This window comes from Kribbella sp. NPDC054772 (assembly GCF_053611945.1).
In genome coordinates, this window is sequence record NZ_JBSHBJ010000015.1 from 88093 (window position 1) to 113328 (window position 25236).

The following is a 25236-nucleotide window of genomic DNA, read 5'->3' on the forward strand; positions in this document are numbered from 1 at the left end:
CGGCCGTTTTCTCAAAAGCTGCTTTCAACACTACCCCCCCCCGGGTGTCTGGGGGGGTCCGGGGGGTTTCCGCAATTCCCACAGCCGCCCTGGGAAGCTTCCCAGGGCGGCTGTCGGGTAGGTCAACCGTCGTTCGGTCTCAGTTCGGTGACGCGGTGCTGCAAGTACAGATCAGTGCATGGCCGCGGCGGCCGAGGACTCCAGTGACTCCTCGCCGTCGGCCTTCGGGCCCTCGTTGCGGCCGGCCAGCCGCTGCTCCGGCGTGATGATCGCGAGGATCAGCGCGATCGCCAGGAACGGCAGCGAGACCAGGAACACGTCGTCCATGGCGTCGACCAGGCCGTGCAGGGCGAAGCCCTTGAACGGCTCCTTCAATGCGTGCAGTGCCTGGACGCTGTTGGCCGCCTTGGCCAGCCCGTCGACCATCGACTGCGTGGCGTTCGGGACGATGTCGCCCAGGTGGGTCTTCAGCCGGCTGGTCAGTACGGCGCCGTAAACCGCCGTTCCGATCGCGCCACCCATCGAGCGGAAGAACGTCATCGTCGAGGTCGCGCTGCCCATGTGCTGCCGGGGCACGCTGTTCTGCGCGGCGGTGACGGTGATCTGCATCGACAGGCCCAGGCCGGCGCCCATCACGAACATGTAGATCGCCAGCTGCCAGTACGGCGTGGTCAGGCTCAGCGTGGACAGCAGCACCATCGCGCCGCCGACCAGGACCGCGGAGATGATCGGGAAGTGCTTGTAACGGCCGCTCTTGCTCATCATCTGGCCGCTCGGGATCGACGCTGAGAAGATACCGACGATCATCGGCAGCAACGCCAGGCCGGAGCGGGTCGGGGACAGGTCCTTGACCGCCTGCAGGTACAGCGGCAGGAAGATCAGCGCACCGAACATCGCGAACCCGAGCAGGAACGCGTACCCGGCGTACCCGGAGAAGATCCGGCCCTTGAACAGGTCCATCGGGATGATCGGCTCGGCCACCCGCAGCTCGATGACGACGAAGGAGACCGCGAGTACCACGGCGCCGGCCAGCAGCGCGATCGTGGTGCCGGTGCCCCAGCCGTTGGTCGGGCCGCTCCAGGAGATGGCCAGCAGGAGTGAGGTGACGGCGGCGGCGATCGTCGCGGCGCCCAGGTAGTCGATCTTGTGCGAGCGCTTCACGTGCGGAAGCTTCAGGACGGCGGCGACGATGCCCAGGGCAACGAGGCCGATCGGGACGTTGATCCAGAAGATCCAGCGCCAGCCCGGACCGTCGGTGAGCAGGCCGCCGAGCAGCGGGCCGGCCACCGAGGACAGACCGAAGACGGCACCGAAGTACCCCATGTACTTACCGCGCTCGCGTGGCGGGATCACGTCGCCGATGGTGGCGAACGCCAGCGACATCAGACCACCGGCGCCCAGACCCTGGACGGCGCGGAAGCCGATCAGCTGCTCGATGTTCTGCGACAGCGCGGACAGCACCGAGCCGCCGAGGAAGGTGAGGATCGCCGCGATGAACAGCGGGCGGCGGCCGTAGAGGTCGGAGATCTTGCCCCACAGGGGGGTCGAGGCGGTCGAGGTCAGCAGGTACGCCGTGACCACCCAGGACAACTTGTCCAGGCTGTTGAACTCGCTGACGATCCGCGGCAGCGCCGTACCCACGATGCTCTGGTCCAGCGCGGCCAGGAACATCCCGGCCATCAGTCCGCCGAGGATGACCAGGATCTGCTTGTGGGACAGGTAGCTAGGACCGCCGTCAGGCGCAGCGCCGCCGGCGGTGGCAGGCTCTGTGGTGCTCATCTGGTGCTCTCCAGGTTCTTGTCGGTGTTCTCGCGGGCGGCGGGATCGCCGCCGGCCGCGGAGTCATTGGGGTCGGTACTGCGCTCTGCGGGGGCCTTCGGCTGCAGTCGCGGTGCTACCGCGGCCCAGCCCTTGTCGGCCCAGGCGGCGCTGCTGGGGGCTTCGGTGTTGGCGGTGACGCCGTCCGCGAAGCGGGTCATCAGGCGCTCGAAGGTCTGCACGTCCTCCTCGGACCAGCCCTCCATCGCCGTGCTGAGCAGTTCCATCCGGTGCCGGGCACTGGCCTCCCACTGCTCGAGGCCCTGCTCGGTCAGCTCGACGCGGAACGCGCGGCCGTCGTCCGGGTCGGGGGAGCGGCGGACCAGGCCCAGCTGCTCCAGCGAGCGGACGTGCCGGCTCGCGGTCGAGGCATCCAGCTCCAGCCGCGCGGCGAGGTCGGACAGCCGCAGCGCGCCGTTGCATCGCAGTGCGAACAGCACGACGTGCGCGCTGTGGTCGATCGTGTCGCCGGGCTGCTTGGCCTTCAGCCGGCGTCCGATCCGGGTGAACGCGTGCATGACGCCCTCGATGGGGGTCTGTGGTGTGTACGCGTCGTTTACTTGCATGCTGCAAGCATATACATGCTTGCGTGATACACGCAAATGAGTTTCCGAGATCTTCCAGTGAGCCGCCAATGATTTGCTCTTAGTCGTGAGGCGATCACTTTCCGCAGTCAAAGAGGTGATTCGCACACTCATTCGACGGCAGAGGGTGGCGTTTTGTGACGCGGAAAGGGTGCTGGATCCCCCACAGCGGTCGGTTCAGCACCCTCGCCGGTGCCTGCGCGCGTGACGAGGCTTGGGCGGTGATCAAGCGCAGACTGCTGGAGTTCGGCGTCATCTGTCTCGTCCTGACCTGGGTGCCGTGGGGAGTGCTCGGCGTACTCGGTACGGATCCCGACGAGGGCGTGGGGTCGGTGGTGTTCGCGCTGGCGGCTGCGGGGCCGTCGCTGGCGGCGCTGGTGATGTATCTGCGGTACCGGGAGCGGCGGCCCGCGGTCAGGTGGTCGCTGGTGTGGCTGGTGGCTGCTGCGGGCCTCGGTGCGGTGGCGCCGCTTGCGGCCTGTGCGCTGATGGGCGATCTGCCGGCGCTGCCGGACCACGCTGCTTCTGTTGTCTCCGGCGCTGGCGGAGTGCTCGGCGCAGCGGCGTACACCTTCCTGGCGGGGCCGGTGTCGGAGGAGTTCGGCTGGCGTGGGTACGTGCAGCCGCGGTTGCGTCAGTACTTCGGTCCGCTCGGGACGACGGCGATCCTCGGGACGGCGTGGGGTCTGTGGCACGTGCCGCTGTACTTCCTGAACGGCACTGGTCAGCACGACGACGGTCTGTTCACCGCACAGGGACTGACGTTCTTCCTGGAGCTCTTTCCGCTCACCTTCGTGATGCTGTTCGTCAGCGAGCGCCTGCGGGGCGGCGTACCGGCGGCGATCCTGGTGCATGCCGCGTGGAACCTGACCGAGGAACTGGTCCCGCCGCTAGGCAAGGGCGTCTGGCTGGAGTTGCTGGTGCTGACGGTGGTCGCTGCGGCGTTGCTGCCATCCTGGACGACAGTTCGACGACGTGGAGAGGTGACGGTATGACGCGGGTGGCCGTGGTGACCGGTGGTGGTTCGGGACTCGGACGGGAGATGGCGCTCGCGCTGGCCGCGGCCGGATACCGGGTGTGGGTGACCGGCCGGACCGAGGAGAAGCTGAAGGAGACGGTCGAGCTCGGTGGCGGTCAGGTCGAGTTCGCCGTCCTGGACGTCGCCGACGGTGCAGCGGTACGGCGGTTCTTCGGTGGCCTCCCGCGGATCGACGTACTGGTGAACAACGCCGGTACCGGCTCACCGGCCGCGGCGGTGCCGGACGTGGCGGAGGCGGACTGGCGGCGGGTGGTGGACACGAACCTGACCGGGTCGTTCCTCTGTGCGCAGGCAGCCTTCGACCTGATGCTGCGGCAGGACCCGAAGGGCGGGCGGATCATCAACAACGGGTCGATCTCGGCGCACGTACCGCGGCCGCAGGGGATCGCGTACACCGCGAGCAAGCACGCGATCACCGGGCTGACCAAGGGGCTCGAGCTGGAGGGCCGGGCGCACGGGATCACCGCGTGCCAGATCGACATCGGGAACGCCGCGACCGCGATGACCGCCCGGATGGAGCAGGGCGTGCTCCAGCCGGACGGTTCGATCGCGGTCGAGCCGACGTTCGACCCGAAGATCGTGGCCGACTTCGTGGTCCGGGTCGCGGACCTGCCGACCACGGTCGCTGTGCCGACGCTGACCGTGATGGCGGCCGGGATGCCTTACGTGGGGCGCGGCTGATCAGTCCGGTCGGACACGGACCACGTCGATGTCGGTCAGGTTGTACCACTGGCCACTCGGCGGCTGCTCGATCAACGGGTCCTTCCAGCGCAGCCGGACCCGATCCGGCTGCGCCTCGACCAGCACGACCTCCTGCCAGTCCGGTCCGTCGGTCCGCGCCCACCACGGCTCCGTCAAGCAGGAGAGCCCTTCTGACTCGACTGTGTGGACCGCTCCGTCCCGATCACTCACCGGACCGAGCGCGGCGCCGAAGACGGTGGTCGGCATCCACCCGCCGGTCATGGGTACTACCCGCCCGAGTACTTCGCCGTCCTCCCGCACCACGTCTTCCGGTGACGGGAATCCGGGCCACTGCTCCTTCAGCGCCTTGATGATGCGAGCCGTCGTCTCACCGAGGAAATGGATGCTCTCCAGTTCCACTGCGGTCCCCGCATAGGGAGCCGGCTCCTCTCCACCCACCCAGGTCCGACTGATCCGCCGAGTGGCCGTGATGTCCTCCAGCGGGTTCCCGTCGACCAGCAGTAGGTCAGCACGCGCTCCGACGACCAAGCGTCCACGGTCCGCCAGTTTGAACACCTCAGCCGGCGCACTGGTCGCAGCAACGAGCGCTTCGGCCGGTGTGAGACCAGCACGCACCAGATGCCCCAGCTCCCGATGCAGTGACGCCCCGAACACCAGACCCGGATTCGGTGCATCCGTCCCAGCCAACACGGGTACGCCGGCCCTCTGCAGCGCCAGCGTGTTCGCGCGGGGCGCCGTACCGTCTGGTGGTTGTGGTGGCATCCAGCGGCGGGACTGATGGTCCAGCACTCGCCGCCAGCGCGCAGGCATCCGCGCCATCAGCTCCGGCTCGTCCTGCAACGGCATGCGACCGGACGGGCCGTTGAAGCCGTCGATGACGTCCAGCGTCGCGATCACCGCGACACCTCGGACCGCTTCGATGTCCGCCGGCGACATGAGGTCGGACGGCGCATGCGCGAGTACGTCGACGCCGCACTCCGCCACCCGTACCGCACCGGCGGCTGTGGAGACATGTGCGACCACTGTGAGTCCGTGCGCGTGGGCCTCGTCGGTCAGTGCTCGCACTGTGGCCGAGTCGAGTGTGGGGATGTTCAGCATCGCGCCGGAGCCGTCGTCGTAGATCAGCTTCAGGTGGTCCGCGCCCTCTGCCACCCGGTCGGCGACGAACTGCTTCGCGTCCTCCGGTCCGGTGACGTACGGGAGCGGTGGGAACGCGATCGTCGGGTGACCGCCCGGTGCGGTGGCGCCGATGCTCGAGGTGCGGAACGACGATCGCGGCGTCACCCGCTTGACCACCTCGGGCATGCTGAACTGGTCGATCAGCGTGGTCACGCCGTACGTCGCAGCCAACTGGGTGCAGCCGGGCACGAGGTGCACGTGGGCGTCGATCAGACCCGGTAGGAGAGTCAGACCCGCTCCGTCGACCACCGAGTCGCCGGGTTGGGCGATGTCCGCGCCGCCGATCGCACTGATGCGGCCGTGCGCTACGCGCAGGCAGTCCGCGGGTAGTACTGCGCCGCGGTCGACCAGTCCGGTGTGCAGGATGGTGAATGCCATGTCCCGGACGCTAAAGGGTGACGTAGCGTCATACTCCAACCGGTTTTCGGAGGTGTTGTGGAGCGCACGGTCAGCGAGGTCGCCCGGCTCGCCGGTGTCTCGGTGCGGACGCTGCGGCACTACGACGCCATCGGTCTGCTCCAGCCCGGCCGCATCGCAACGAACGGCTACCGGTCCTACGGCCGGCCCGAACTGATCCGGCTGCAACGGATCCTGCTGCTGCGCGAACTCGGCGTACCGCTGCCGGGGATCGCGCGGATCCTTGACGAGCAGGACGACGAGGTCGCGGCGCTCAGGGGCCATCGCGAACAGTTGCTGGGGGAGCGGAAGCGTCTCGACGACATGCTGGGGGCCGTCGAACGGACGATCGCGGGGCTGTCCGGCGACCAGAGCGTGACCGACGAGGAGTTCTTCACCGGGCTGACGGAGGCGCGGTCGCGGTTCCGGGACGACCTGGCCGAGCGGTTCGGTGAGTGTGCCGCCGAAGGGTTCGAGAAGGCGGTTCGGGAGACCGAGGGCTGGACCCGCGAGGACTACGAGCGGATGGGTGACGAGGGCCGGCGGTTGCTGTTGCGGATGGCGGCCGCCCGGGACCGCGGCGTACCGCCGGATTCGCCGGAGGCGCTCGAGCTGGCGCAGCAGCATTACGAGGGGGTGCTGGAGCTGTGGCCGGCCACGCCCGCGTCGTACCACGCGCTCGGTGACGTGCTGGTGGAGAACGCGGACCAGCGGGCGATGATCGCCTCCGTCGACGAGGACCTGCCGGAGTGGTTGGCGGCCGCAGTGCGGGCGTATGCCGTCCAGCGGCTCGGGTATGCCCAAAACGACAAGAAAACTGTCCGGAGATCCGTCTAGTCTCGGGCAGGTGAGTGACGAGCGGGAGTCCCTGGTCCATGTCCGCGGGCTGCGGAAGTCGTACGGCGACTTCGAAGCGGTCCGGGGGATCGACCTGGACGTGTGGAAGGGCGAGGCCTTCGGCTTCCTCGGGCCGAACGGCGCGGGCAAGTCGTCGACGATGCGGATGATCGGCGCGGTCTCACCGACCAGCGGCGGCACGCTGCGGATCCTCGGGCTGGACCCGGCGACCGACGGCCCGGCGATCCGCGCGCGGCTCGGCGTCTGCCCGCAGGACGACACCCTCGACACCGAGCTGTCCGTCCGCGAGAACCTGACGATCTACGGGCGGTACTTCGGGCTCAGCCGCGCCGAGTGCCGCAGCCGCGCGGACGAGCTGCTGGAGTTCGTCGCCCTGACCGAGAAGGCGAAGGTCAAGGTCGACGAGCTGTCCGGCGGGATGAAGCGCCGGCTGACGATCGCGCGCTCCTTGGTCAGCAAGCCCGACCTGCTGCTCCTCGACGAGCCGACCACCGGCCTCGACCCCCAGGCCCGGCACCTGTTGTGGGACAAGCTGTTCCGGCTCAAGCAGGCCGGCGTGACGCTGATCATCACCACGCACTACATGGACGAGGCGGAGCAGCTCTGCGACCGGCTGGTGGTGATGGACGGCGGTCTGATCGCGGCCGAGGGCTCGCCCGCCGACCTGATCCGGGACTACTCGACGCGTGAGGTGACCGAGCTGCGGTTCGGGCCGGACGTGATGCTGACCGACCACGACGCATTGGCCGGCAAGGTCGAGGACCTCGCGCAGCGCATCGAGGTACTGCCGGACCGGCTGCTGCTTTACACCGACGACGGCGAGCGTGCGGTCGCCGCGGTGCACGAGCGTGGCCTGCAACCGGCCGCCGTGCTGGTACGCCGCTCCACTCTGGAGGACGTGTTCCTCCGCCTCACCGGCCGGACGCTGGTGGACTGACATGACCGCAATGGCAGTGGAGAACGGTCGCCGGATGTTCGACTACTGGCTGACCGTCTACAAGCGGACCTGGAAGGGCACGATGATCAGCAGCTTCCTGCTGCCGATGCTCTACCTGGCCGCGATGGGGATCGGGCTCGGCTCGTTCGTGGACAGCAACGGGACGGGCGCGCTCGGTGGCGTCAGCTACCTGCAGTTCATCGCGCCGGGGCTGCTGGCCGCCACCGCCTTGCAGATCGCGGTCGGCGAGGCGACGTACCCGGTGATGTCGGGGCTGAAGTGGCAGAAGTTCTACCACTCGATGATCGCGACGCCGCTGCGGCCGGCGGACGTGGTGTTCGGGCAGTTGGGATTCATCGCGTTCCGGGTGTTCAGCTCGTGCGCGGTGTTCCTGGTGATCATCGCGCTGTTCGGCGGGCTGAAGTCGCCGCTCGGGGTGCTCGGGTTGTTCGTCGCGCTGCTGGTCGGGATGGCGGTCGCCAGTCCGATCGCGGCGTACGCGACGACCTTGGACAACGACTCCGGGTTCGCGATGATCTTCCGGTTCGGCGTGGTGCCGGCGTTCCTGTTCTCCGGGGCGTTCTTCCCGGTCTCGCAGCTGCCGGACTGGATCGAGTGGCTGGCCTACGTCAGCCCGCTGTGGCATGCGGTCGACCTGTGCCGCAACCTGAGCCTCGGCACCGTGAACCCGTGGCTCGCGCTGCTCAACGTCGTCTACCTGCTGGCCTGGTTCGTGGTCGGCACGTGGCTCGCCGTCCGCGGCTTCACGAAGAGATTGATCGGCTGATGGCGACGATTGCAGCGCGGGTGATTCCCGTACCTGTTCGGCTCGGTGGTGGGCGGCATATCGTCGAGCGGAACTTCATGCTCTACCGGCGGTCCTGGGTGGTGTTCCTGTCCGGGTTCTTCGAGCCGGTGTTCTACCTGCTGTCGATCGGCATCGGTGTCGCGCACCTGGTCGGCGACTTCACGCTGTCCGACGGCACCAAGATCGCGTACGCCGCGTTCGTCGCGCCGGCGATGCTCGCCAGTTCCGCGATGAACGGTGCGATCTTCGACTCGACGTACAACATCTTCTTCCGGATGAAGTACGCCAAGCTGTACGACTCGATGCTCGCGACCCCGTTGAAACCGTGGGACGTGGCGACCGGGGAGGTCACCTGGGCGCTGCTGCGTGGCGGGATCTACTCGGCGATGTTCATCGTCGTGATGCTGATCATGGGGCTGATCTCGTCGTGGTGGGCGCTGCTCGCGCTGCCGGCCGCGGTGCTGATCGGGTTCGCGTTCGCCGGGGCCGGGATGGCGCTGACCACGTTCATGCGCAGCTGGCAGGACTTCGAGTTCGTGCAGCTGGCGATCATGCCGATGTTCCTGTTCTCGGCCACCTTCTACCCGGTCGAGACCTATCCCGGCGTGATCCGCTGGCTGGTCGAGATCACCCCGCTGTACCAGGGCGTCGTTCTGGAGCGTGCGTTCACGACCGGCAACGTCAGCTGGTTCCTGCTGATCCACGCGCTCTACCTGGCCGCGATGGGCGCCGCCGGCATGTACGTCGCCTCCCGCCGGCTCGGCAAGCTGCTGCTGAAGTAGCCCGAGGCAACGATTGCGGCCGGTGGGAACCCCGGCCGCACCGGCGGCGTCTGCTCTTGCATGGAAAGCATCGCAGCGTGGTGGCAGCGCCGGCGCGAGCGCGCCCTCGAGTGTCGCCGCCAGGGCGAGGTGTTGCCCGGGCCGAAGGCCGAGCTGCCCGGCGGGCTGCGGACCTGGATGCAGGTGTCGATGCAGTGGATGGTCGACCAGTTCGGCACCGCCGCGCTGTGCCGGCCGGTCGTCCTGCCGAGTGACTTCGTTCCGAAGGACTACGACGGCTCGGAGAACGCGGCTCGCGCGTTGTGCCTCAAGGTCTGCGACCGGATGGGCGTCCCCACCGAACGCCTGCGGGTCAGCTTCCAGACGGACGGGGCTATGACGGTGCAGGGCCAGGACACAGCGATCGTGCTGCCCGCCAGGCTGCTGCCCGAACCGGCCGCGGTGGTCGCCGCGGTCGCGCACGAGCTCGGGCACGAGGTGCTGGACGGACGCGGCCTGATCGACACCCAGCGACCGGACGCCGAGGCGATGGCCGAGCTGTACGCCGTCTACCAGGGGTTCGGCGTGTTCCTGCTCAACAGGTCCAGCGAGCCCGCGAAAGGCAGGCCGTGGCTGATCGAGACCTTCGGCAACCTGAAGGAACAGGGGTACGCCGAGGCGCTCGCGGCGTACTGGCTTCGGCACCGGGACCTGTGCCCGGGGCAGCCGGTGATGCCGCCGTGGCGCAAGCAGGTCGACTGGTCCGCGCGATTGCTGCTCAGCCGCCGGGTGCAGCTGATGAGCGAGCGTGCCGCTTCATGACTTCTGCCGATGATTCCGTGCGGGGGCCGGCAGTTGATCTACCGGGTGGACCGCGGCGCTGGGTCGAGGACTCCTTCCAGCGCCTGACCGAGCACTTCGGCCCGCTGCTCCGGCCGGCCGTCGTACCGGACGAGTTCGTCCCGGCTGGCTACGACGGTTCGGAGGCGGCTGCTCGTGAGGTCTGCCGGAGGGTGAGCGACCGGATGGGGGTCCCGTCCGAACGCGTGCAGTTCAGCTTCCGGTTGGAGAAGGTGCTCGAGGCGGCCCAGCACCTGGGGTCGGCGATGCTCGACATGTACGTCGAACCGGACAGCCTGCTCGCGAAGGGATCCGCACCGGGGGATCTCGCGGCGGTGCGGACCTACTCGAACCGGCTCGGGACCGCGTCGTTCGCGACGGTCGACCGGATCGTCGAGTCCGACCTGACGGACGAGAACCTGTTGCCATTGGTGCATCGGCTGGGCGTCGCCGAGTTCGGCACCGAGGTCGTGCGGTGCCTGCTGATCGCCGCCGCTTCTCCTGAGGAGCGCCCCGAACGCGCGCGCCCACCGAAGCAGCCCGAAGTCCTCCGGCCGGTATCGGTCGTCGGTCGCTGGATCGACCTGACGGCCGACAGTCCCGGTGTCGAGGTGGTCCCCGGCCACTGTGCGGTCATGATCCGGTCCGACGTCATCGCCGACCCGACGAAGCTGCTGGCGACCGTGTCCCACGAGCTCAGCCACGAGCTCCTGTCCCGAGCGGAGCTGCCCTGGGCAACGGGTCCGCTTGAAGAGCCGCTGGCCGATCTGTGCGCTCTGTTCCACGGGTTCGGGATCGCTCTCGTCAACGCCGCGGTCGACGAGACGACGCTCGATGACGAGTGGGTGCACACGTCCGGCTATCTCGGCGAGCATGCGATGGCCGAGGCGCTCGCGTCGTACCGCTTCCGGCAGCACCGGTTGCAGCGTGACGGGCCGCTCGTGCCGGACTGGTACCAGACGCTCGACCCGGTGCCGCGGGCTCGTTTCCTGTCCCGGCTGGACGAACTGATCGGCGGCCCGCCGACCGTGTTGGGTTGGTGATCCAACCGCAACAATCGGTGTGGAACGGCGTCGCGGCGCGTCGCGTCAGTGTCGATATGAACCCCATGGGTGCCTGGCGGCGCCGGCAACGCGAGCGGGAACGGCTGTACGGGCCGAAGGTCCTGCTCCCCGGTGGACCGGAGCAGTGGATCGAGGACTCGCTCGACTGGCTCGTCGGCCGGTTCGGTCACGAGCCGCTGCACCGCCCGCCGGTCGTGCCGAGCGCCTTCGTCCCGCAGGGGTACGACGGCTCGGAGCCGGCCGCCCGCGAACTCTGTCTGAAGGTCTGCGCCTGGATGGAGGTGCCCGACGACCGGATCCGGTTCAGCTTCCGGATGGAAGAGGTCCGCGCCGCCGCCCGCAGCACCGCCGTCCATCGACTGCACGCCGAGCATCCGCGACACATCTCCACGTACTCCGGCCTGCGGGCCATGATGACACCGAACGAGGTGCGCGCCCTTGCAGAGCAGGGATACGCGGCCGAGATCGCCGTACTTGCCGAGCGCGAGCTGCAGGCCGAGCTGAAACGCAGTACGGCGATCGCGCAGGAGACCGATCCGCATCGACGGGCCGAGCTGGTCACGGGCGCCGTGGCCACCTGGTCGAGGCCGGCCGGCAGTGGATCGCGCGCGTGCTGGCTCGATCTGCGGAGCGGTGGGTACGAAGGCACCGCCGTCATGTTGTCGGCCGGCGCGCTGGTCGATCCGTCGGCGGTGGTGGCCGCGACCGCGCACGAGCTCGGGCACGAGGTGCTGTGGGGTTATCACCTGCTCGACCGGAAGCGGCCGGACGCCGAGGCGGTCACTGACCTGTTCGCGGTGTTCCACGGCTTCGGGATCTTCCTGGCGAACCAGGCGGTCGAGCGGGTCCCGGGGCATCGCTCGACGCTGCAGTCCCTCGGGTACCTGGGCGAACGCGGTGCCTCCGAGGCGCTGGCGGCGTACTGCTTCCGGCGACACCAGTTGTGGCCGAGCTCGCTGCTGCCGGTGATGCCGACCGAGCTGGACCGGGCGGTCCGGATGCGCACGTTCGCGCGGCTCGCGGCGCTGGTGAAGGACGCCGAGATCACCTCGATCCAGGAGGGTGCGCCGCTGACCTGATGTCAAGGAGTGGTGACACAGCGGAACCGGGAGGTTTGCCGAACCGTCGGACAGGCATGATCCGGCGGGTGAGGAATCCGATCGGCATGATCCGGCGAAGTCAGCAGGTGCGGTCCCAACTGAAGGCACCGCGCGAGCGCCTGCCCGGTGGCAGCCGCCGCTGGATCCGCTCGTCCATGGACTGGCTGGTCAGCGAGTTCGGCCGCGACGTCCTGCTCCGCCCGATCGCCCTGCCGGCCGACGTCATCCCCGACGGGTACGACGGCAGCGAGTCGGCCGCGATCGAGATCTGCGGACGTGTCGACGGCCGGATGGACCTGCCGGCCGGCCAGTGCGGTCTCGACTTCGGACTGGACGGCGCCCGGCGGCCGTCGACCCGCGGCGCGACAGTCGTGGTGAAGGAGCAGTCCGGGCGTTGGACCCGCGGCACCGACCGGAACCAGATCCAGCTCGCTCCGGCGCTGGCCGCGGATCCGGTCGCGCTGATCGCGATCTACGCACACGAAGTCGGGCACGAACTGCTGCTCGGCAGCCACCGGATCTCCCTCACCGGCCGCCCCGATCACGAGCCGCTGACCGACCTGATCACGGTCTTCTACGGACTCGGCATCTTCACCGCGAACGCGGCGTACGAGCGCCGCCCACGGCCGAACGGACGCGGCAAGCAGCCGCTGGCCCGCGGCTACCTCCGCGAGGCAGCGCTGTCCGAAGCCCTGGCGTACTACGCGATGCTCCGCGGCGAACGCCACCCGGAGTGGGACCAGCACCTCGACCCACCCGTACGCCGCGGCATGCGCAACCAGCTAGCTGTCCTGCACCGCTAACGTCCGCTGCAACCACCACACAGCACCGCGGAGTACGGAATCCTGGCTCGGGCCGGTCAGGTGATCGAGCAGGTGGAGTGACGTCATCGTCTGGAACAGCGTCCCGAGCTCCTCGGCGAGTTCGAGGGCACGCCGCAGCTCGGTGGGGGAGGCGGACTCCTCCCACTCGCTCAGATACGCGTCCCGCACCCGCGGATCGGTCGACAGCGGCGATCGCTCCTCGACGAACGTCACCAGGTCCAGGAAGGGATGCGACAGTGCGGCGTCCGTCCAGTCGAACGCGAGCACCCGACCGTCCCGCACCGCGAGGTTGCGCGGATGCAGATCCCCGTGCAGCAAGGTCTCCGGTACGCCGATCGACGCGAGCTCGGTGATTGCCTCGCGCAACTGTTTCGCGCGGATCGGCAGCTGGGCGCGCTCCTCCGGCGTGAGGCTGTCAGTGGCCTGGTTCGGCCCGAGCAACCGGTCGAGCTCGGCATCGAGTACGGCGAGCCGGCGATCGACACAACTGAACTCCAGCAGGCGTTCGGGCTGATCCGCATAGCTGCGCTGCAATCGGGCATGATCGCGGATCGCGTCCAGCCAGAGCGCGATGTCGGTCTCCTCCGCCAACGGTGCGCCGAGGTCAGGCAGCAACATCCACCGCTGTTCTCTGTCGATCGCGATCGGCGCGGGCACTGCACCGGGACGGTCTGTCGACGCGCGCTGCAGGAACAACGGCTCGTTCGCGAACAGGAAGGGCAGCGCATCCGGCCGGGTCGACGCATGCGAGAGCGCCTTGAAATACACGTCTCCGTCGGCGGTCGGGATCCGCAGGACGTTCGACAGACCCCACGAGCGGACTTGCGACCACGGTCCGGTGGGAGTGATGTGCTGGGCGATCCACGGCAGTGCCTCGTCGTACCACTGTGGCTTGGTCCAGGCGGGTTGCTCCTCGGCCGGGAGCTCGCCGCGCGCCTGCATCAGATAGACGAGTGGTTCCCTGCTGACGCAGGAGAGGACCGTCGCCTCCACGGAGTGCTCGTCGCGGAGCGCGCGCAGCACCGGCTCGGTGTCGGGGAACCAGAGGTCGTCCGGAACCTCGACGTACCGAACGATGCTTGCCTGGTCGGACAGACGCACCACGATGGCCGTGACTTTCATGTATGGCAGCGTATGTTCCCGGTGCAACAACATTTCCTGGCTAGGGTGAACCCGTGATCGATGCCAGGGATGTCGCACGGGCCGCCGATCTGCTGCACGACGTGGTGGCGCCGACGCCGCTGGAGTTCTCGCGGTGGTTGAGCGAGCTGGTCGGCGGCGACGTGTTCCTGAAGTGCGAGAACCTGCAGCGCACCGGGTCCTTCAAGCTGCGCGGCGCGTACGTGCGGATGGCGCGGCTGTCCAACGCCGAACGCCGGCGTGGCGTGGTCGCGGCGAGCGCCGGCAACCACGCGCAAGGCGTCGCGCTGGCGGCACAGTTGCTCGGCATCAAGGCGACCGTCTTCATGCCGCACGGCGCCCCGATCCCGAAGGAGAAGGCGACCCGCGCGTACGGCGCCGAGATCCGCTTCGCCGGTACGTCGATCGACGACTGCCTGATCGCCGCGCGGGCGTTCGAGGCCGAGACCGGCGCGGTACTGATCCACCCGTTCGACCACCCCGACATCGTGGCGGGTCAGGCGACCACCGGGCTGGAGATCGTCGAGCAGTGCCCACAGGTCCGGACGGTCGTCGTACCGACCGGTGGTGGCGGACTGCTCGCCGGGATCGCGGCCGCGATGCAGCGCGACGGGATGCCGATCGAGGTCGTCGGCGTGCAGGCGGCCGGCGCGGCGGCGTACCCGGCCTCGCTGGACGCGGGGGAGCCGGTCCAGCTGGAGCGGATGCGCACGATGGCGGACGGGATCGCGGTCGGGCTGCCCGGCAAGGTCCCGTTCGAGACGGTCCAGCGGTACGTCGGCGAGGTACGGACCGTCGGTGAGGACTCGCTGTCGAAGGCGCTGCTGCTCGTCCTCGAACGCGCGAAGCTCGTGGTCGAACCCGCCGGGGCCGCAGCGGTGGCCGCCATACTCGATGAGCCGCGGCGGTTCAAACCACCGGTCGTCGTGGTGCTGTCCGGTGGCAACATCGATCCGCTGCTGCTGATGCGGGTGATCCGGCAGGGGATGGCGGCTGCCGGTCGGTACCTGTCGTTGCGGGTCCGGATCCCCGATACGCCCGGTGGGTTGGCGACGTTGCTGACCCAGCTGGCCGCGCTGGACGCGAACATCATCGAGGTCGTGCACGAACGGATCTCGGAGACCCTGAGCCTCGAAGAGGTCGAGGTCGCCCTGCAGGTGGAGCTTCGGGGCGAGGATCACCGCGAGCGTCTGCTCGCCGGCCTCGCCGCGAACGGCTACACCTACACGCTCAACTGACGCACGTACGTCACCAGGCTGACCAGGAACTTCCCCGGCTCCTCCCACGGCGCCAGATGCGCCGAGTTCTCGAACCAGACGGCCTGTTTGTACGGCGCATCGACGGCCTCGAGCCATGCCGCGGACGGCTCGGCCGGTGTCGTGTAGTCGTGCCGCCCGAGAAACATCAGCACCGGGATCGGGAACTCGGTGACGTCCGTGTGGTCGACCTCGAGCATCTCGTCCAGCACCCGTCCCAGGGTGAACTGGTTGCCCTCGCCAATGATCTCGGCATCCGCGACCGTGTACTCCGGTGACAGCAGCGGGGCCTCGAAGAAGTAGCGCGAGTCACTCCGGTACGCCGACAGCCCACCGCGGTACTGCGCCCACTCACGCGCGATCACGATCCGGTCCCGGGTCAGCGGCACGTCACCGGGGTACGGCGCGATCGACTCGAGCTGCTCGAGCGCCTCGGTGTGGTTGTGCTCGCGCGCCTGCTGGAGCGCGTACTCGAAGCAGAGGCGCTCGTTGGCCCGCGCATCGATCACCTGGCCGATACCGACGTAGGCGTGGAAGAGGTCCGGACGCAGGCGGGCCACTTCGAAGGCGATCAGGGTGCCCCAGCTGTGGCCGAGGAGGATCAGTTTCTGGACGCCGTACCGGTCCCTGACCTGTTCGGCGAGCTCGATCGCGTCGGCGGCGTACTGCGCGATCGTCAAGGTGTCCGCGATGGTGTCGGGATCGACCGTGCGGAACGTGAGTCCGGCGCCGCGCTGGTCGTAGGTGACAACGGTGAAGTACTCCTCGACCGGCCGCTGGAACTCCCAGGCAGCCGGGGCGAGCGGCGAGGCCGGACCGCCGTGGACGAAGAAGATGACGGGGTTGGAGCGGTCGTGGCCACGCGCGTAGACGTAGTGGTCGATACCGCCGGCGGGGAGCTGGTAGGTCTCCTGGACGCCGTTGGGCGTCATGATGCGTTGCAGATCCGCGATGATCTCGCGAGCGTCGTCGAAAGTCTCACTCACCCGATGAGGGTAATGGCTCACAGGTCTTCACGAGAGGTGCGTGCAGCCGCTGCGCGAGCACCTCGCGCTGCGTTGGCAGGGCCTCGGTCTGGCGCCGCAGCCCTTCGTCGGTCAGCCGGACGTTCACCGCGCGCCGGTCCTCGGGGCACATGTGCCGCTCCAGCAGGCCGGCGGTCTCCAGCCGGCCGATCACGCGGGACAGGGCGCTCTGGCTCAGGTGCACCGACTTGGCGATCGTCGCTACCTTCGCGGAATGGTCCGGCAGCTCGGCGAGCCGCTCGAGCACCTCGTACTCACTCATGCCCAGCGAGTGACCGGCCTGCAGCGCCCGGTCGAGGGCGCAAGTCAGATCTGCGTGGCGAGCCAGCAGCTCGCGCCATTCCCTGACATCGGCAGTGGTTTCACCAGTCCCACTGCTGACCTTCGTAGCGGTCATGGAGGTGACCATAGCATGCAAACGCATTTAATGCCTAGACATTAGATGCACGTGCATGCAATAGTCTCTCCTCGTGACTACGCAAACCACATCGCCCGCTCGCATGACCTGGGATGCCCGTCTCTGGGGCGCTCTCCTGGTGGTCTGCGGCGTGATCTTCCTCGACGGCCTGGACGTGTCCATGGTCGGCATGTCCCTGCCGTCCATCGGCGCCGACCTGGGCGTCTCCCTTTCTTCTCTCCAGTGGGTCGTGACCGGCTACGTGCTCGGGTACGGCGGTCTGCTGCTGCTCGGCGGCCGGACCGCGGACCTGCTCGGCCGCCGCCGCGTCTTCCTGATCGCGCTGGCCGTGTTCGCGGTCGTCTCGATGCTGAGCTCACTCGCGAGCAACCCCGAACTGCTCATCGCCGCGCGGTTCGTGAAGGGCATCGCCGCCGCGTTCACCGCGCCGGCCGCGCTGTCGATCATCACCACGACGTTCCACGAGGGCCCGGATCGCAACCGTGCCCTCAGTATCTTCACCACCTGCGCCGCCAGCGGCTTCTCGATGGGCCTGATCCTCGGCGGCGCGCTGACCGAGGTCGGCTGGCGCTGGACCTTCCTGATGCCCGGCCCGGTCGCCCTGATCGTGCTGCTGTTCGGCATCAAGCTGATCCCGAACAGCCCGCGCGACGACGCCGCCGGCGGGTACGACGTACCGGGTGCGATCACCGTCACCGGCGGCATGCTGTCCCTGGTGTACGCCGTCGTCGGCGCCGAACACGCCGGTTGGGTGTCGGTGCAGACCATCGGCCTGTTCGCGCTCGCCGTCGTACTGCTGGCCGGCTTCGTCGCGATCGAGCTGCGCACCAAGCACCCGCTCGTGCGGCTCGGCATCCTGCGCAACCCGTCGCTGCGGCGCGCGAACCTGGCGATCCTGACCGTCTTCGGTTCGTACGTCGCGTTCCAGCTGATCGGCACGCTGTACTTCCAGAACCTGCTCGGCTGGTCGTCGTTCCAGACCGCGCTCGGCTTCCTCCCGGCCGGCATCCTGGTCGCCACGCTCTCGCCGAACGTCGGCAAGATCGTGGACCGGGTCGGCACCGAGAAGATGATCATCCTCGCGATGGCGCTGTTCGTCGCCGGGTACGCGCTGTCGCTTCGGATCGGCCCGGAGTCGGCGTACTTCTCGACGGTGTTCCCGACGATCATGCTGCTGGGGCTCGGGTTCGCGATCGGGTTCCCGTCGCTGAACATCCAGGCCGTGTCCGGGGTCCCGGACAGCGAGCAGGGTCTGGCGTCCGGACTGTTCAACACCTCCAACCAGGTGGGTGGCGCGGTCGTCCTGGCGATCGTGACCGCGGTGATCAGTGGTCAGTCCGTCGGCATCACCACGCCGTCGGGGGTTCTCCCGGCGTACAAGTCCGGGCTGGGGGTCGTGACGGGGATCGCGGCGCTCGGCCTGGTGATCGCGCTCACCGGTCTGCGCGGGTTGCGCGCCCGGCGGACTGCTGAAGAGGCGGAGGCCGCCGAGTTGGCCGCCGTACAGGACGAGCTGGCGACCGAGGAGATGACGCCGGCGGCGTGACAACAACCAGCCCTTCGCGGGCTGTGCGGTTATAGAGACAGTGGCTGGTGCGGACTCCTTCGGGGGTTCGCACCACTGCATTTCGGGGGATACCCCGATTGGTTTCGGACCGGTTGGGTGCTGGACTTGGGGGCATGAGCAACCAGAGCTACGACCGGCAGGTCAAGGACATCCTCGACCGGGTCGCCAAGGGCCACCTCTCGACCGACGAGGCCACCACCCTGATCGCCGCCCTCAAGACCACCCCGTCCGAGCCTGCCGACACCCAGGCAGAGCCGGCCACCGAAGCTCCGGTTGCCGACCGTCCGGCCGACGGCACGACGCCCCGGCCCGAAGCTACGGGCGACGATGCGGCGACCCCGTCCGCCTGGGCCGACGCCGTCGACTCGCCCACCGCCACGCCGTCCAGCGAGTCGTCCGCCGAGGGCCCAGCGTCGCCATCGACCGAGCCGTTCGCGGAGTCGACCAGCGAGCCGTCCGACGCGCGGGCTGACTCTTCGCGGGTGCAGGACACCGTGCCGGAGGAGACTGAGGAGCTGGTCGAGGAGCTGCACAGCAACGTGCCGATTCCGTCCGGCGTGCAGCGGGTGACGGTGCGGGCGATCGGGCGCCGGGTGCGGCTGATCGGCGAGCCCGCGGTGAACGGCGTCGCCGTCGACGGGCCGCACGTGATCAAGCGCGACGGCGACACCCTGGCGATCAGCAGCGAAGGCGACATGGGCGTCTCGATCGACGGCTTCAGCATGCTGCGGAATCCAACCGACCTGAAAGCGCACGTCAACGGCCTCGCCAAGGAACTGTCGATCCGCGTCAACCCGAACCTCCAGGTCGAGGTCGAGGTGACCGGCGGCAGCGTCAACGCCGAGCGCCTGCCCGGTCTGACCCGCGTCCGCGTCACCGCCGGTACGGCGAAGGTCGCAGACGTCGCCGGCCCGATCGACGTCCTCGTCCAAGCCGGCTCCGCCAACCTGGACGCCCAGATCACCAAGGGCCGCTCCCGCGTCCGCGTCGAATCCGGCACCGCCCAAATCGCCCTCCGCCGCGGCTCCGACGTCCACGTCCACACCGAGGCCCAACTCGGCCGCGTCACCTGGTCCGGCGCCGTCTCCGGCCAATCCAAAGACGTAGAAATCGGCCGCGGCCGAGCCGCCCTCGACGTAGAGGTCCTGGTAGGCACCGCCCAGCTGACGTCCGACTGACCCCGTCCATCCACCGGCGGCTGGCGGCTTTTGTGCCGACTGGAGTGCTGCAACACGTCACCGGTGAAACAACCCGCCAGCGGAGCGTCAGCCTGCTGGCGGAGCGTCAGCCTGCTGGCGTGTTGGTGGGAGTGGGGATGGTGCGGAGGGGGCGGAGGGGAGAGAAGTAGAGGAGGGTGTTGGCGGTTAGGGTGCCTAGGCCTGTTAGCCAGAGGGTGGGGTGGAGGCCGAGGGTGGTGGCTAGTGCGCCGCCTAGGAGGCTGCCTAGGGGTGTGACGCCCCAGCTGACGAAGCTCATGGTGGCGCTGACTCGGCCCTGGAGGTCTGGTGGGCACAGGCGTTGTTGGGTGCTGACCTGCAGGATGTAGCTGACGATGATGCAGAAGCCGGCGAGCAGCGTCCCGGCGACGAACCAGCTCACCGCCCAGCCCGGTGCCGTCAGCGCCTGCACCGTGAAGGCGACTCCAACGCCGGTCGACGACAGCAGCAGGATGCGCGCATCGCCGTACCGCTGGCTGAGTCGTTCCGTGACGGCGGAGGCGACGATCGCGCCGAGGAGGCCGATCATGCTCAGGATGCCGATGGTCGCCGGCTGCAGGTGAACCTCGCGGACCAGGTAGACGACCATGATCGCGCCGGCCGCCGCCTGGAGGAGCATCGTCGCCATCGTGTTGAGGGCGAGCGGGCGCAGGAGCGGGTGGTGGAAGACGTACCGCAAGCCGTCGCCGATCTCGCGGCGGAGGTTCGGGCGCGCGGGCAGTACCGGCTGCGGTTCCGAGGTCCGGATGGAGCGGAGCCAGAGCGCCGACCACACGAAGCTGAGCGCATCGAGGCCGATCGTCAGAGCAGCTCCGAGCCACTGGACGAGCAGACCGCCGGCGCCCGCGCCGATGACGGCCGCGATCGAGTGGTTGGCGGCGAGCTTGGCGTTGCCCGGGAGCAGGCGGTCCCGTTCGAGCAGCCGGGGCAGGTACGAGTTGTGCGCCACGTCGAACAGCACCGTCAGGATTCCGGCGGGCACGAGTACGACGTACACCTGCGTGAGGGTGAGTACGCCGAGCCACCAGGCGACCGGGATCGACGCGAACAACAGCGCCCGAAGCAGGTCGGCGTACACGAGGACCGGGCGGCAACGGATCCGGTCGGCCCAGGCGCCGGCGAACAGGCCGAGCACGAGCCAGGCGGCGGTCTCGCAGGTGCGGAGTAGTGAGACCTGGAGGGTCGACGCGTTCAGGGTGAGGACGGCGAGCAGCGGGATCGCGCCCATGCTCAACCGGGACCCGAGCTGACTGAGCAGGTCGGCGGCCCACAACCGGCGGAACTCGGGGTGGCGGAGGATGCTCATTCCGCGACCGTAAGCGCCGGGTTGAGTCCTGTCGACTCAAGTATCAACAAAATTGAGTCGAGGCGACTCAACTTGAGCCTGTCCGCGGGTGTCGGCGTACGTCGTTGGACGCCGGCACCCACGGACGGGTGCGACTGACCTCAAAAGACTGACCTCAAAAGCAAGCGCCCCGGTGGGGTCTCCACCGGGGCGCTTGAAAGCTTTGGTGGAGTCAGCCGGTGAAGGGTTCCGCGGCGACGACCTCGACGGTGACGTCCTTGCCGTTCGGGGCCTCGTAGGTGGCCTTGTCACCCTTCTTCTTCCCGAGGATCGCGGCACCGAGCGGGGACTGCGGCGAGTACACGTCGATGTCGACCGAGGCATCCAGGGCGAGCAACTCTCGGGAGCCCAGCAGGAACGTCTCGACGTCGTCGTCGCCGGCGAACTTGATCGACACCTTCATGCCCGGCTCGATCTTGCCGCCGGCCTTCGGGGTCTCGCCGACCCGGGCCCGTCGGAGCATGTCCTCCAGCTGCCGGATCCGCGCCTCGATCTTGCCCTGCTCGTCCTTCGCGGCGTGGTAGCCGCCGTTCTCCTTGAGGTCGCCCTCGTCCCTGGCCTCGCTGATCCGCTGCGTGATCTCGGCACGGGCGGGGCCCTTGAGGTGCTCGAGCTCGGACTTCAGCTGGTCATAACCGTCCTGCGTCAGCCAGACAACGCTGTCTTCGTCGATCTTCTGCGTCACGGGCTGCTCCTTGTGTCGGTGGGATGGGCAGGAAAATACTGCTGGCCGCCGTCGTCGACGGCGACCAATCCAACGAGCGTAGCAAGGGAACCCAGATCACGCAGGGGTTCTGACCGGACGCAAACGCTTGGAAAACGCTTGCTACCGGCCTTTTTCGCGCCGTCCCGGGCACTCGGCGGCAATCGGTTGCCCAGGCAGGGATCCCGGCGGCAAGTGGTGAGATCGGGGCGACACGGCGCTGAGGTCAGCGCGGACGGTGTTGATCAGCCGTCGTGCACCCGACGAGGACCACCGCGGTCGCCGAGCGCTGCGTTGTCAGCGTCACCGGGAGCACCTGGTGCCGCGGGGAGTCGGCCGGGACCGTCACCGTCACTTCGCCGACGATCGAGAAGTCGGAGGCCTTCGCCTGCAGCCGGCAGCTCGCCTCCACCGACTTGCTCCGGTCGACGTTCACCGTCGCCTTCGCACTCGTCGGCGAGACGATCTGGAAGCCCTGCAGCTGCGAGGTCACCGGCGGGTTCGACTGCACCCAGGCCGCCCAGATCAGCCACGCCATCGCGACCAGGACGACGAGGCCCAGCCCGCCGATCACCAGCGGTCGCCGCGACCGGCGGCCCCGGCCGTACCGCGCGTTCAGGTCGGGGGTCGGGTCGGCGGCGGGTGAGGCTGAAGGCTCGGTCACAGGGTCGTCCAGGGGGTCGGTCGTGGGTTTTCGGTGCGCTTGGAGGACCATTGTGTCTTGTGAGTGGAGATCTTCGGTTGTTGCATGTGCACGCCCACCCGGATGACGAGTCGAGCAAGGGAGCCGCATCGACGGCCCGGTACGTGGCCGAGGGCGTCGAGGTGATGGTCGCCACGTGTACCGGTGGCGAGCGCGGATCGATCCTGAATCCGAAAATGGACCGCCCCGAGGTGCTGGCCAACATCACCGAGATCCGCCGCAAGGAGATGGACGCGGCGCGCGAGATCCTCGGGATCCGGCAGGAGTGGCTGGGCTGGGTGGACTCCGGGTTCCCGGAGGGTGACCCGCCGCCACCGCTCCCGGAGGGCTGCTTCGCGGCGCAGAAGGTGGAGGACGCGGCCGCCCCGCTGGTGAAGCTGATCCGCGAGTTCCGCCCGCAGGTCGTCACGACGTACGACGAGAACGGTGGCTACCCGCACCCCGATCACGTGATGTGCCACCAGATCACCGTCGCGGCGTTCGAGGCCGCGGGCGACAAGGACGCCTACCCGGAGCTCGGCGAACCGTTCCAGCCGCTGAAGCTGTACTACCACCACACCTTCCACTACGAGCGGATGAAGGCGCTGCACGACGCGATGGTCGCGCGCGGGCTCGAGTCGCCGTACGCCGAGCGCCTGAAGGACTGGAAGCCGGACCCGGAGAACGAGCGCCGGATCACCACCCGGGTCGAGTGCGCGCGGTACTTCGAGGTTCGGGACCGGGCGCTGCTCGCGCACGCGACGCAGATCGACCCGGACGGCGCCTGGTTCGCCGTACCGCTCGAGGTGCACCAGGCGGCCTGGCCGACCGAGGACTACGAGCTCGCGCGGACTCTGGTCGAGTCGGAGCTGCCTGAGAATGACCTGTTCGCGGGGCTCCGCTGACGGGCGGTCGGGACAGTGAGAGACTGGTGGCGTGACAGCGACGACCTCCCTTCTGACGGCCGAGATCGACCCGAATACCGTGAAGCCCGGTTGGGTCGCGCTGTTGATCGTGCTCGCTCTCGGTGCCGCCACGGTGCTGCTGTGGCGGAACATGGGCAAACAGCTGAAGCGGATCGACGTGGACGGCGATGGTGCGGACGACCCAGCACCGTCCGCCGGCCCAGCGAGTCCGGACGACTCGCAGTCCCCGGCTGGCGATGCGGAGCCGAAGACTTCGGACCCGACCCCGACATCGACCCCGACATCGAGTGACGGCAAACAACACTCTGAGCACTGACGAGGTATCAGTGCGGTCACCGTTTCCTGGGAGCTGGGAAACACCCTGATCACGAGATGGTGTCGGACTGGGCTGCCCACCTTCGGCTGACCCTATAGTGAGCCGCGTGCTGAATGGCCCCCTTCTCCGGTCTGCTCGGTGACCGCGACCCGCTCCGCCCGGCACCGTATGCCCGGGCGGCTGGTCATCGGTGGCGTGGGCGCTGTCTTCGTCGCATCACTGGCGCTCGTGGTCGCCCTCTACGCCTCGGACAGCCAACCGCGTGAGCTCGGCGGCATCGGTGGACCGAGCGTCTTCGTCGCCTGGCTGCTGCCGCTGCTCCGGCTCGTCTCCGTCCTGGCGACGGTCGGGTGTGCAGGTGCCTTGCTCGCGGCGGTGGTGCTGCTGCGGACCGACGGCGGACCGCTCGGTGTCCAGGGCCGGCGGGCGGTCCGGGACGCGAGCAACTCGGCGATCATCTGGGCGGCGTGCGCGTTCGCCGGCGCGGTCGTCACGGCGGCGACCCTGCTCGACACCCCGGTCCGGCTGCTCCGGATGCGGCTCGACGACGCCCTCGGCGTACCCGAGGTCAAGGCGCTGCTGATCACCGGGATCCTGGTGGTCGCACTGGCGATCGGGATCCGCCGCGTGCAGTCATCGTCCGCGGCGGGCCTCGGCGTGCTGGTGGCGATCGCCGCACTGGTCCCGACCGCGGTCACGGCGTACCCCCGCAACGAGTCGTACGTCGTCCTCGCGGGCGCGGCGCTGGTGATCCACGTGATCGCGGCGACCACGTGGGTCGGCGGCCTCGCGGGTCTGGTCCGCTACGGGCGAGCGAGCCGGACCGGGCTCCGGATGGTGCTGGAGCGGTACCGCCAGGTCGCGTTCGTGTCGTCGATCGCCGTACTGGTGAGCGGCCTGATCAGCGCCGCCGGACGGTTGGCGGCGAAGGGCGGCGGCTGGGGCACGATCGGCGACGCCCTCACCGAGGACGCGTACGGCGTCCTGCTGATCGTGAAGATCGTGGCGTTCCTGCTCCTCATCGTGCTCGCCGCGCTGCACCGCTCCCGCTCGCACGGCGACCTCCTCGACGCCACCCTCCCGTTCTGGCGCATCGTCGGCTTCGAACTCCTGACCATGGCCATCGCCCTCGGCCTCTCGGTCGCCCTCTCGCAAACCGCCTAGGCCCAGGGCGCCGTTCGCAGCTCGGCGGTACTGCGGCGTTCGCGGTCTGCCGGGCGGTCCTCGGCGGGGCGGCCGACTGCGATCATCGAGACGATGTGCCAGCCGTCGCCCGGGTTCAGGTCGGTGGTCAGGGCTTCGAGGTCGAAGGCGCGGAACTGGCGGCAGGCGAGGTCCATCGCGTGTGCCTGCAGGGTGAGGTGGGCGACCGACTGGCCGAGGTCGTAGTCGGCGAAATCGGAGTACGCCCAGTCGGTGTCCTCGATGTACCGGTGGGCCATCGTCACGATCAGCAGGGACGCGGTCGGTGCCCAGCGGGCCGAGCTGCGCGCGAGGTGCCTGATGACGCGCTCGTGGTCGGGCTCGCCGCGGCGCGCGACGAAGTACGCCCACGGCTGGGAGTTGCCTGCCGACGGTGCCCAGCGGGCTGCCTCGAGCAGCGTCTCGATGTCGTCGTCCGTCACGCTCCAGCCGGTGTCGAAGCGCAGGGGGCTGAAGCGGCTGGCGAGCAACGGGTGCACGGGCATGACGTCGTACAACCACGGCTCGGGTCTGTCCATTCCGAGCACC

The 25236-nt window shown here is 68.8% G+C and carries 26 protein-coding genes; 16 read left to right on the forward strand and 10 right to left on the reverse strand.

What is annotated here, in order from left to right; genetic code table 11:
• Window positions 1-171: 171 nt before the first annotated feature.
• A complete protein-coding gene (locus ACWGID_RS23305; RefSeq protein ID WP_452199736.1) occupies window positions 172-1779 on the reverse strand; it encodes an MDR family MFS transporter in 1608 nt (535 codons plus the stop codon).
• Window positions 1776-2384: a MarR family winged helix-turn-helix transcriptional regulator gene (locus tag ACWGID_RS23310; protein WP_452199737.1), complete on the reverse strand. Its 609-nt coding sequence runs from the start codon at window positions 2382-2384 to the stop codon at window positions 1776-1778. Before ACWGID_RS23310 ends, ACWGID_RS23305 begins: the two co-directional genes overlap by 4 nt.
• A gap of 239 nt (window positions 2385-2623) precedes the next feature.
• Here ACWGID_RS23310 and ACWGID_RS23315 point away from each other — a divergent pair, with 239 nt between their 5' ends.
• Both ACWGID_RS23315 and ACWGID_RS23320 read left to right on the forward strand, forming a co-directional pair.
• The gene (locus ACWGID_RS23315) at window positions 2624-3397 is read left to right on the forward strand and encodes a CPBP family glutamic-type intramembrane protease (RefSeq protein WP_452199739.1); all 774 of its coding nucleotides are present in this window, start codon (window positions 2624-2626) and stop codon (window positions 3395-3397) included.
• Complete coding sequence (locus ACWGID_RS23320; RefSeq protein WP_452199741.1) at window positions 3394-4122, forward strand: SDR family oxidoreductase; 729 nt, start codon at window positions 3394-3396, stop codon at window positions 4120-4122. The genes ACWGID_RS23315 and ACWGID_RS23320 overlap by 4 nt, the downstream gene beginning before the upstream one ends.
• On the opposite strand, the gene ACWGID_RS23325 is transcribed toward ACWGID_RS23320, so the two are convergent.
• Window positions 4123-5700, reverse strand: a complete 1578-nt coding sequence (locus ACWGID_RS23325) for an amidohydrolase family protein (RefSeq protein ID WP_452199743.1) — start codon at window positions 5698-5700, stop codon at window positions 4123-4125.
• Window positions 5701-5757: 57 nt separating this feature from the next.
• On the opposite strand from ACWGID_RS23325, the gene ACWGID_RS23330 reads away from it, so the two are divergent.
• The 8 genes from ACWGID_RS23330 to ACWGID_RS23365 all read left to right on the forward strand — a co-directional run bounded on the left by ACWGID_RS23330 (window position 5758) and on the right by ACWGID_RS23365 (window position 12889).
• On the forward strand, window positions 5758-6555 hold the full coding sequence (locus ACWGID_RS23330; RefSeq protein WP_452199745.1) for a MerR family transcriptional regulator: 798 nt from the start codon (window positions 5758-5760) through the stop codon (window positions 6553-6555).
• Window positions 6556-6565: 10 nt separating this feature from the next.
• The gene (locus ACWGID_RS23335) at window positions 6566-7513 is read left to right on the forward strand and encodes an ABC transporter ATP-binding protein (RefSeq protein WP_452199747.1); all 948 of its coding nucleotides are present in this window, start codon (window positions 6566-6568) and stop codon (window positions 7511-7513) included.
• Window position 7514: 1 nt separating this feature from the next.
• Complete coding sequence (locus ACWGID_RS23340; protein ID WP_452199749.1) at window positions 7515-8300, forward strand: ABC transporter permease; 786 nt, start codon at window positions 7515-7517, stop codon at window positions 8298-8300.
• Window positions 8300-9103, forward strand: a complete 804-nt coding sequence (locus ACWGID_RS23345) for an ABC transporter permease (protein WP_452199751.1) — start codon at window positions 8300-8302, stop codon at window positions 9101-9103. The genes ACWGID_RS23340 and ACWGID_RS23345 overlap by 1 nt, the downstream gene beginning before the upstream one ends.
• Before the next feature lie 60 nt (window positions 9104-9163).
• The gene (locus ACWGID_RS23350; RefSeq protein ID WP_452199753.1) at window positions 9164-9904 is read left to right on the forward strand and encodes a hypothetical protein; all 741 of its coding nucleotides are present in this window, start codon (window positions 9164-9166) and stop codon (window positions 9902-9904) included.
• Complete coding sequence (locus tag ACWGID_RS23355) at window positions 9901-10965, forward strand: hypothetical protein (protein WP_452199755.1); 1065 nt, start codon at window positions 9901-9903, stop codon at window positions 10963-10965. The genes ACWGID_RS23350 and ACWGID_RS23355 overlap by 4 nt, the downstream gene beginning before the upstream one ends.
• A 56-nt stretch (window positions 10966-11021) precedes the next feature.
• Window positions 11022-12065 (forward strand): hypothetical protein, encoded by a 1044-nt coding sequence (locus ACWGID_RS23360; RefSeq protein WP_452199757.1) that lies wholly within the window; start codon window positions 11022-11024, stop codon window positions 12063-12065.
• 68 nt (window positions 12066-12133) lie between these two features.
• On the forward strand, window positions 12134-12889 hold the full coding sequence (locus ACWGID_RS23365; RefSeq protein WP_452199759.1) for a hypothetical protein: 756 nt from the start codon (window positions 12134-12136) through the stop codon (window positions 12887-12889).
• On the opposite strand, the gene ACWGID_RS23370 is transcribed toward ACWGID_RS23365, so the two are convergent.
• Complete coding sequence (locus tag ACWGID_RS23370) at window positions 12869-14032, reverse strand: aminoglycoside phosphotransferase family protein (protein WP_452199761.1); 1164 nt, start codon at window positions 14030-14032, stop codon at window positions 12869-12871. The genes ACWGID_RS23365 and ACWGID_RS23370 overlap by 21 nt on opposite strands.
• A gap of 53 nt (window positions 14033-14085) precedes the next feature.
• Between ACWGID_RS23370 and ilvA the strand changes: the two genes are divergently transcribed.
• Window positions 14086-15288, forward strand: coding sequence for a threonine ammonia-lyase (gene ilvA, locus ACWGID_RS23375; RefSeq protein WP_452199763.1), 1203 nt, complete (start codon window positions 14086-14088; stop codon window positions 15286-15288).
• Here the strand turns inward: ilvA and ACWGID_RS23380 are convergent.
• Window positions 15273-16292: an alpha/beta fold hydrolase gene (locus tag ACWGID_RS23380; protein ID WP_452199765.1), complete on the reverse strand. Its 1020-nt coding sequence runs from the start codon at window positions 16290-16292 to the stop codon at window positions 15273-15275. The genes ilvA and ACWGID_RS23380 overlap by 16 nt on opposite strands.
• The gene (locus tag ACWGID_RS23385; protein WP_452199767.1) at window positions 16285-16728 is read right to left on the reverse strand and encodes a MarR family winged helix-turn-helix transcriptional regulator; all 444 of its coding nucleotides are present in this window, start codon (window positions 16726-16728) and stop codon (window positions 16285-16287) included. The genes ACWGID_RS23380 and ACWGID_RS23385 overlap by 8 nt, the downstream gene beginning before the upstream one ends.
• Before the next feature lie 73 nt (window positions 16729-16801).
• On the opposite strand from ACWGID_RS23385, the gene ACWGID_RS23390 reads away from it, so the two are divergent.
• Window positions 16802-18295 (forward strand): MFS transporter, encoded by a 1494-nt coding sequence (locus ACWGID_RS23390; RefSeq protein ID WP_452199769.1) that lies wholly within the window; start codon window positions 16802-16804, stop codon window positions 18293-18295.
• A 134-nt stretch (window positions 18296-18429) separates the two neighbouring features.
• Window positions 18430-19494 carry a hypothetical protein gene (locus ACWGID_RS23395; RefSeq protein WP_452199771.1) on the forward strand — a complete coding sequence of 355 codons (1065 nt, stop codon included), beginning with the start codon at window positions 18430-18432 and terminating at the stop codon, window positions 19492-19494.
• 106 nt (window positions 19495-19600) lie between these two features.
• On the opposite strand, the gene ACWGID_RS23400 is transcribed toward ACWGID_RS23395, so the two are convergent.
• The 3 genes from ACWGID_RS23400 to ACWGID_RS23410 all read right to left on the reverse strand — a co-directional run bounded on the left by ACWGID_RS23400 (window position 19601) and on the right by ACWGID_RS23410 (window position 22245).
• A complete protein-coding gene (locus tag ACWGID_RS23400; protein WP_452199773.1) occupies window positions 19601-20839 on the reverse strand; it encodes an MFS transporter in 1239 nt (412 codons plus the stop codon).
• Window positions 20840-21050: 211 nt separating this feature from the next.
• The gene (greA, locus tag ACWGID_RS23405; RefSeq protein WP_452199775.1) at window positions 21051-21563 is read right to left on the reverse strand and encodes a transcription elongation factor GreA; all 513 of its coding nucleotides are present in this window, start codon (window positions 21561-21563) and stop codon (window positions 21051-21053) included.
• 244 nt (window positions 21564-21807) lie between these two features.
• Window positions 21808-22245, reverse strand: a complete 438-nt coding sequence (locus tag ACWGID_RS23410) for a DUF4307 domain-containing protein (protein ID WP_452199777.1) — start codon at window positions 22243-22245, stop codon at window positions 21808-21810.
• Window positions 22246-22304: 59 nt separating this feature from the next.
• Between ACWGID_RS23410 and mca the strand changes: the two genes are divergently transcribed.
• The 3 genes from mca to ACWGID_RS23425 all read left to right on the forward strand — a co-directional run bounded on the left by mca (window position 22305) and on the right by ACWGID_RS23425 (window position 24669).
• A complete protein-coding gene (gene mca, locus ACWGID_RS23415) occupies window positions 22305-23168 on the forward strand; it encodes a mycothiol conjugate amidase Mca (RefSeq protein WP_452199779.1) in 864 nt (287 codons plus the stop codon).
• 31 nt (window positions 23169-23199) lie between these two features.
• Complete coding sequence (locus ACWGID_RS23420; protein WP_452199781.1) at window positions 23200-23505, forward strand: hypothetical protein; 306 nt, start codon at window positions 23200-23202, stop codon at window positions 23503-23505.
• Between the two features lie 138 nt (window positions 23506-23643).
• The gene (locus ACWGID_RS23425) at window positions 23644-24669 is read left to right on the forward strand and encodes a CopD family protein (protein WP_452199783.1); all 1026 of its coding nucleotides are present in this window, start codon (window positions 23644-23646) and stop codon (window positions 24667-24669) included.
• Here the strand turns inward: ACWGID_RS23425 and ACWGID_RS23430 are convergent.
• Window positions 24666-25226: a nitroreductase family protein gene (locus ACWGID_RS23430; RefSeq protein ID WP_452199785.1), complete on the reverse strand. Its 561-nt coding sequence runs from the start codon at window positions 25224-25226 to the stop codon at window positions 24666-24668. The genes ACWGID_RS23425 and ACWGID_RS23430 overlap by 4 nt on opposite strands.
• Window positions 25227-25236: the final 10 nt, after the last annotated feature.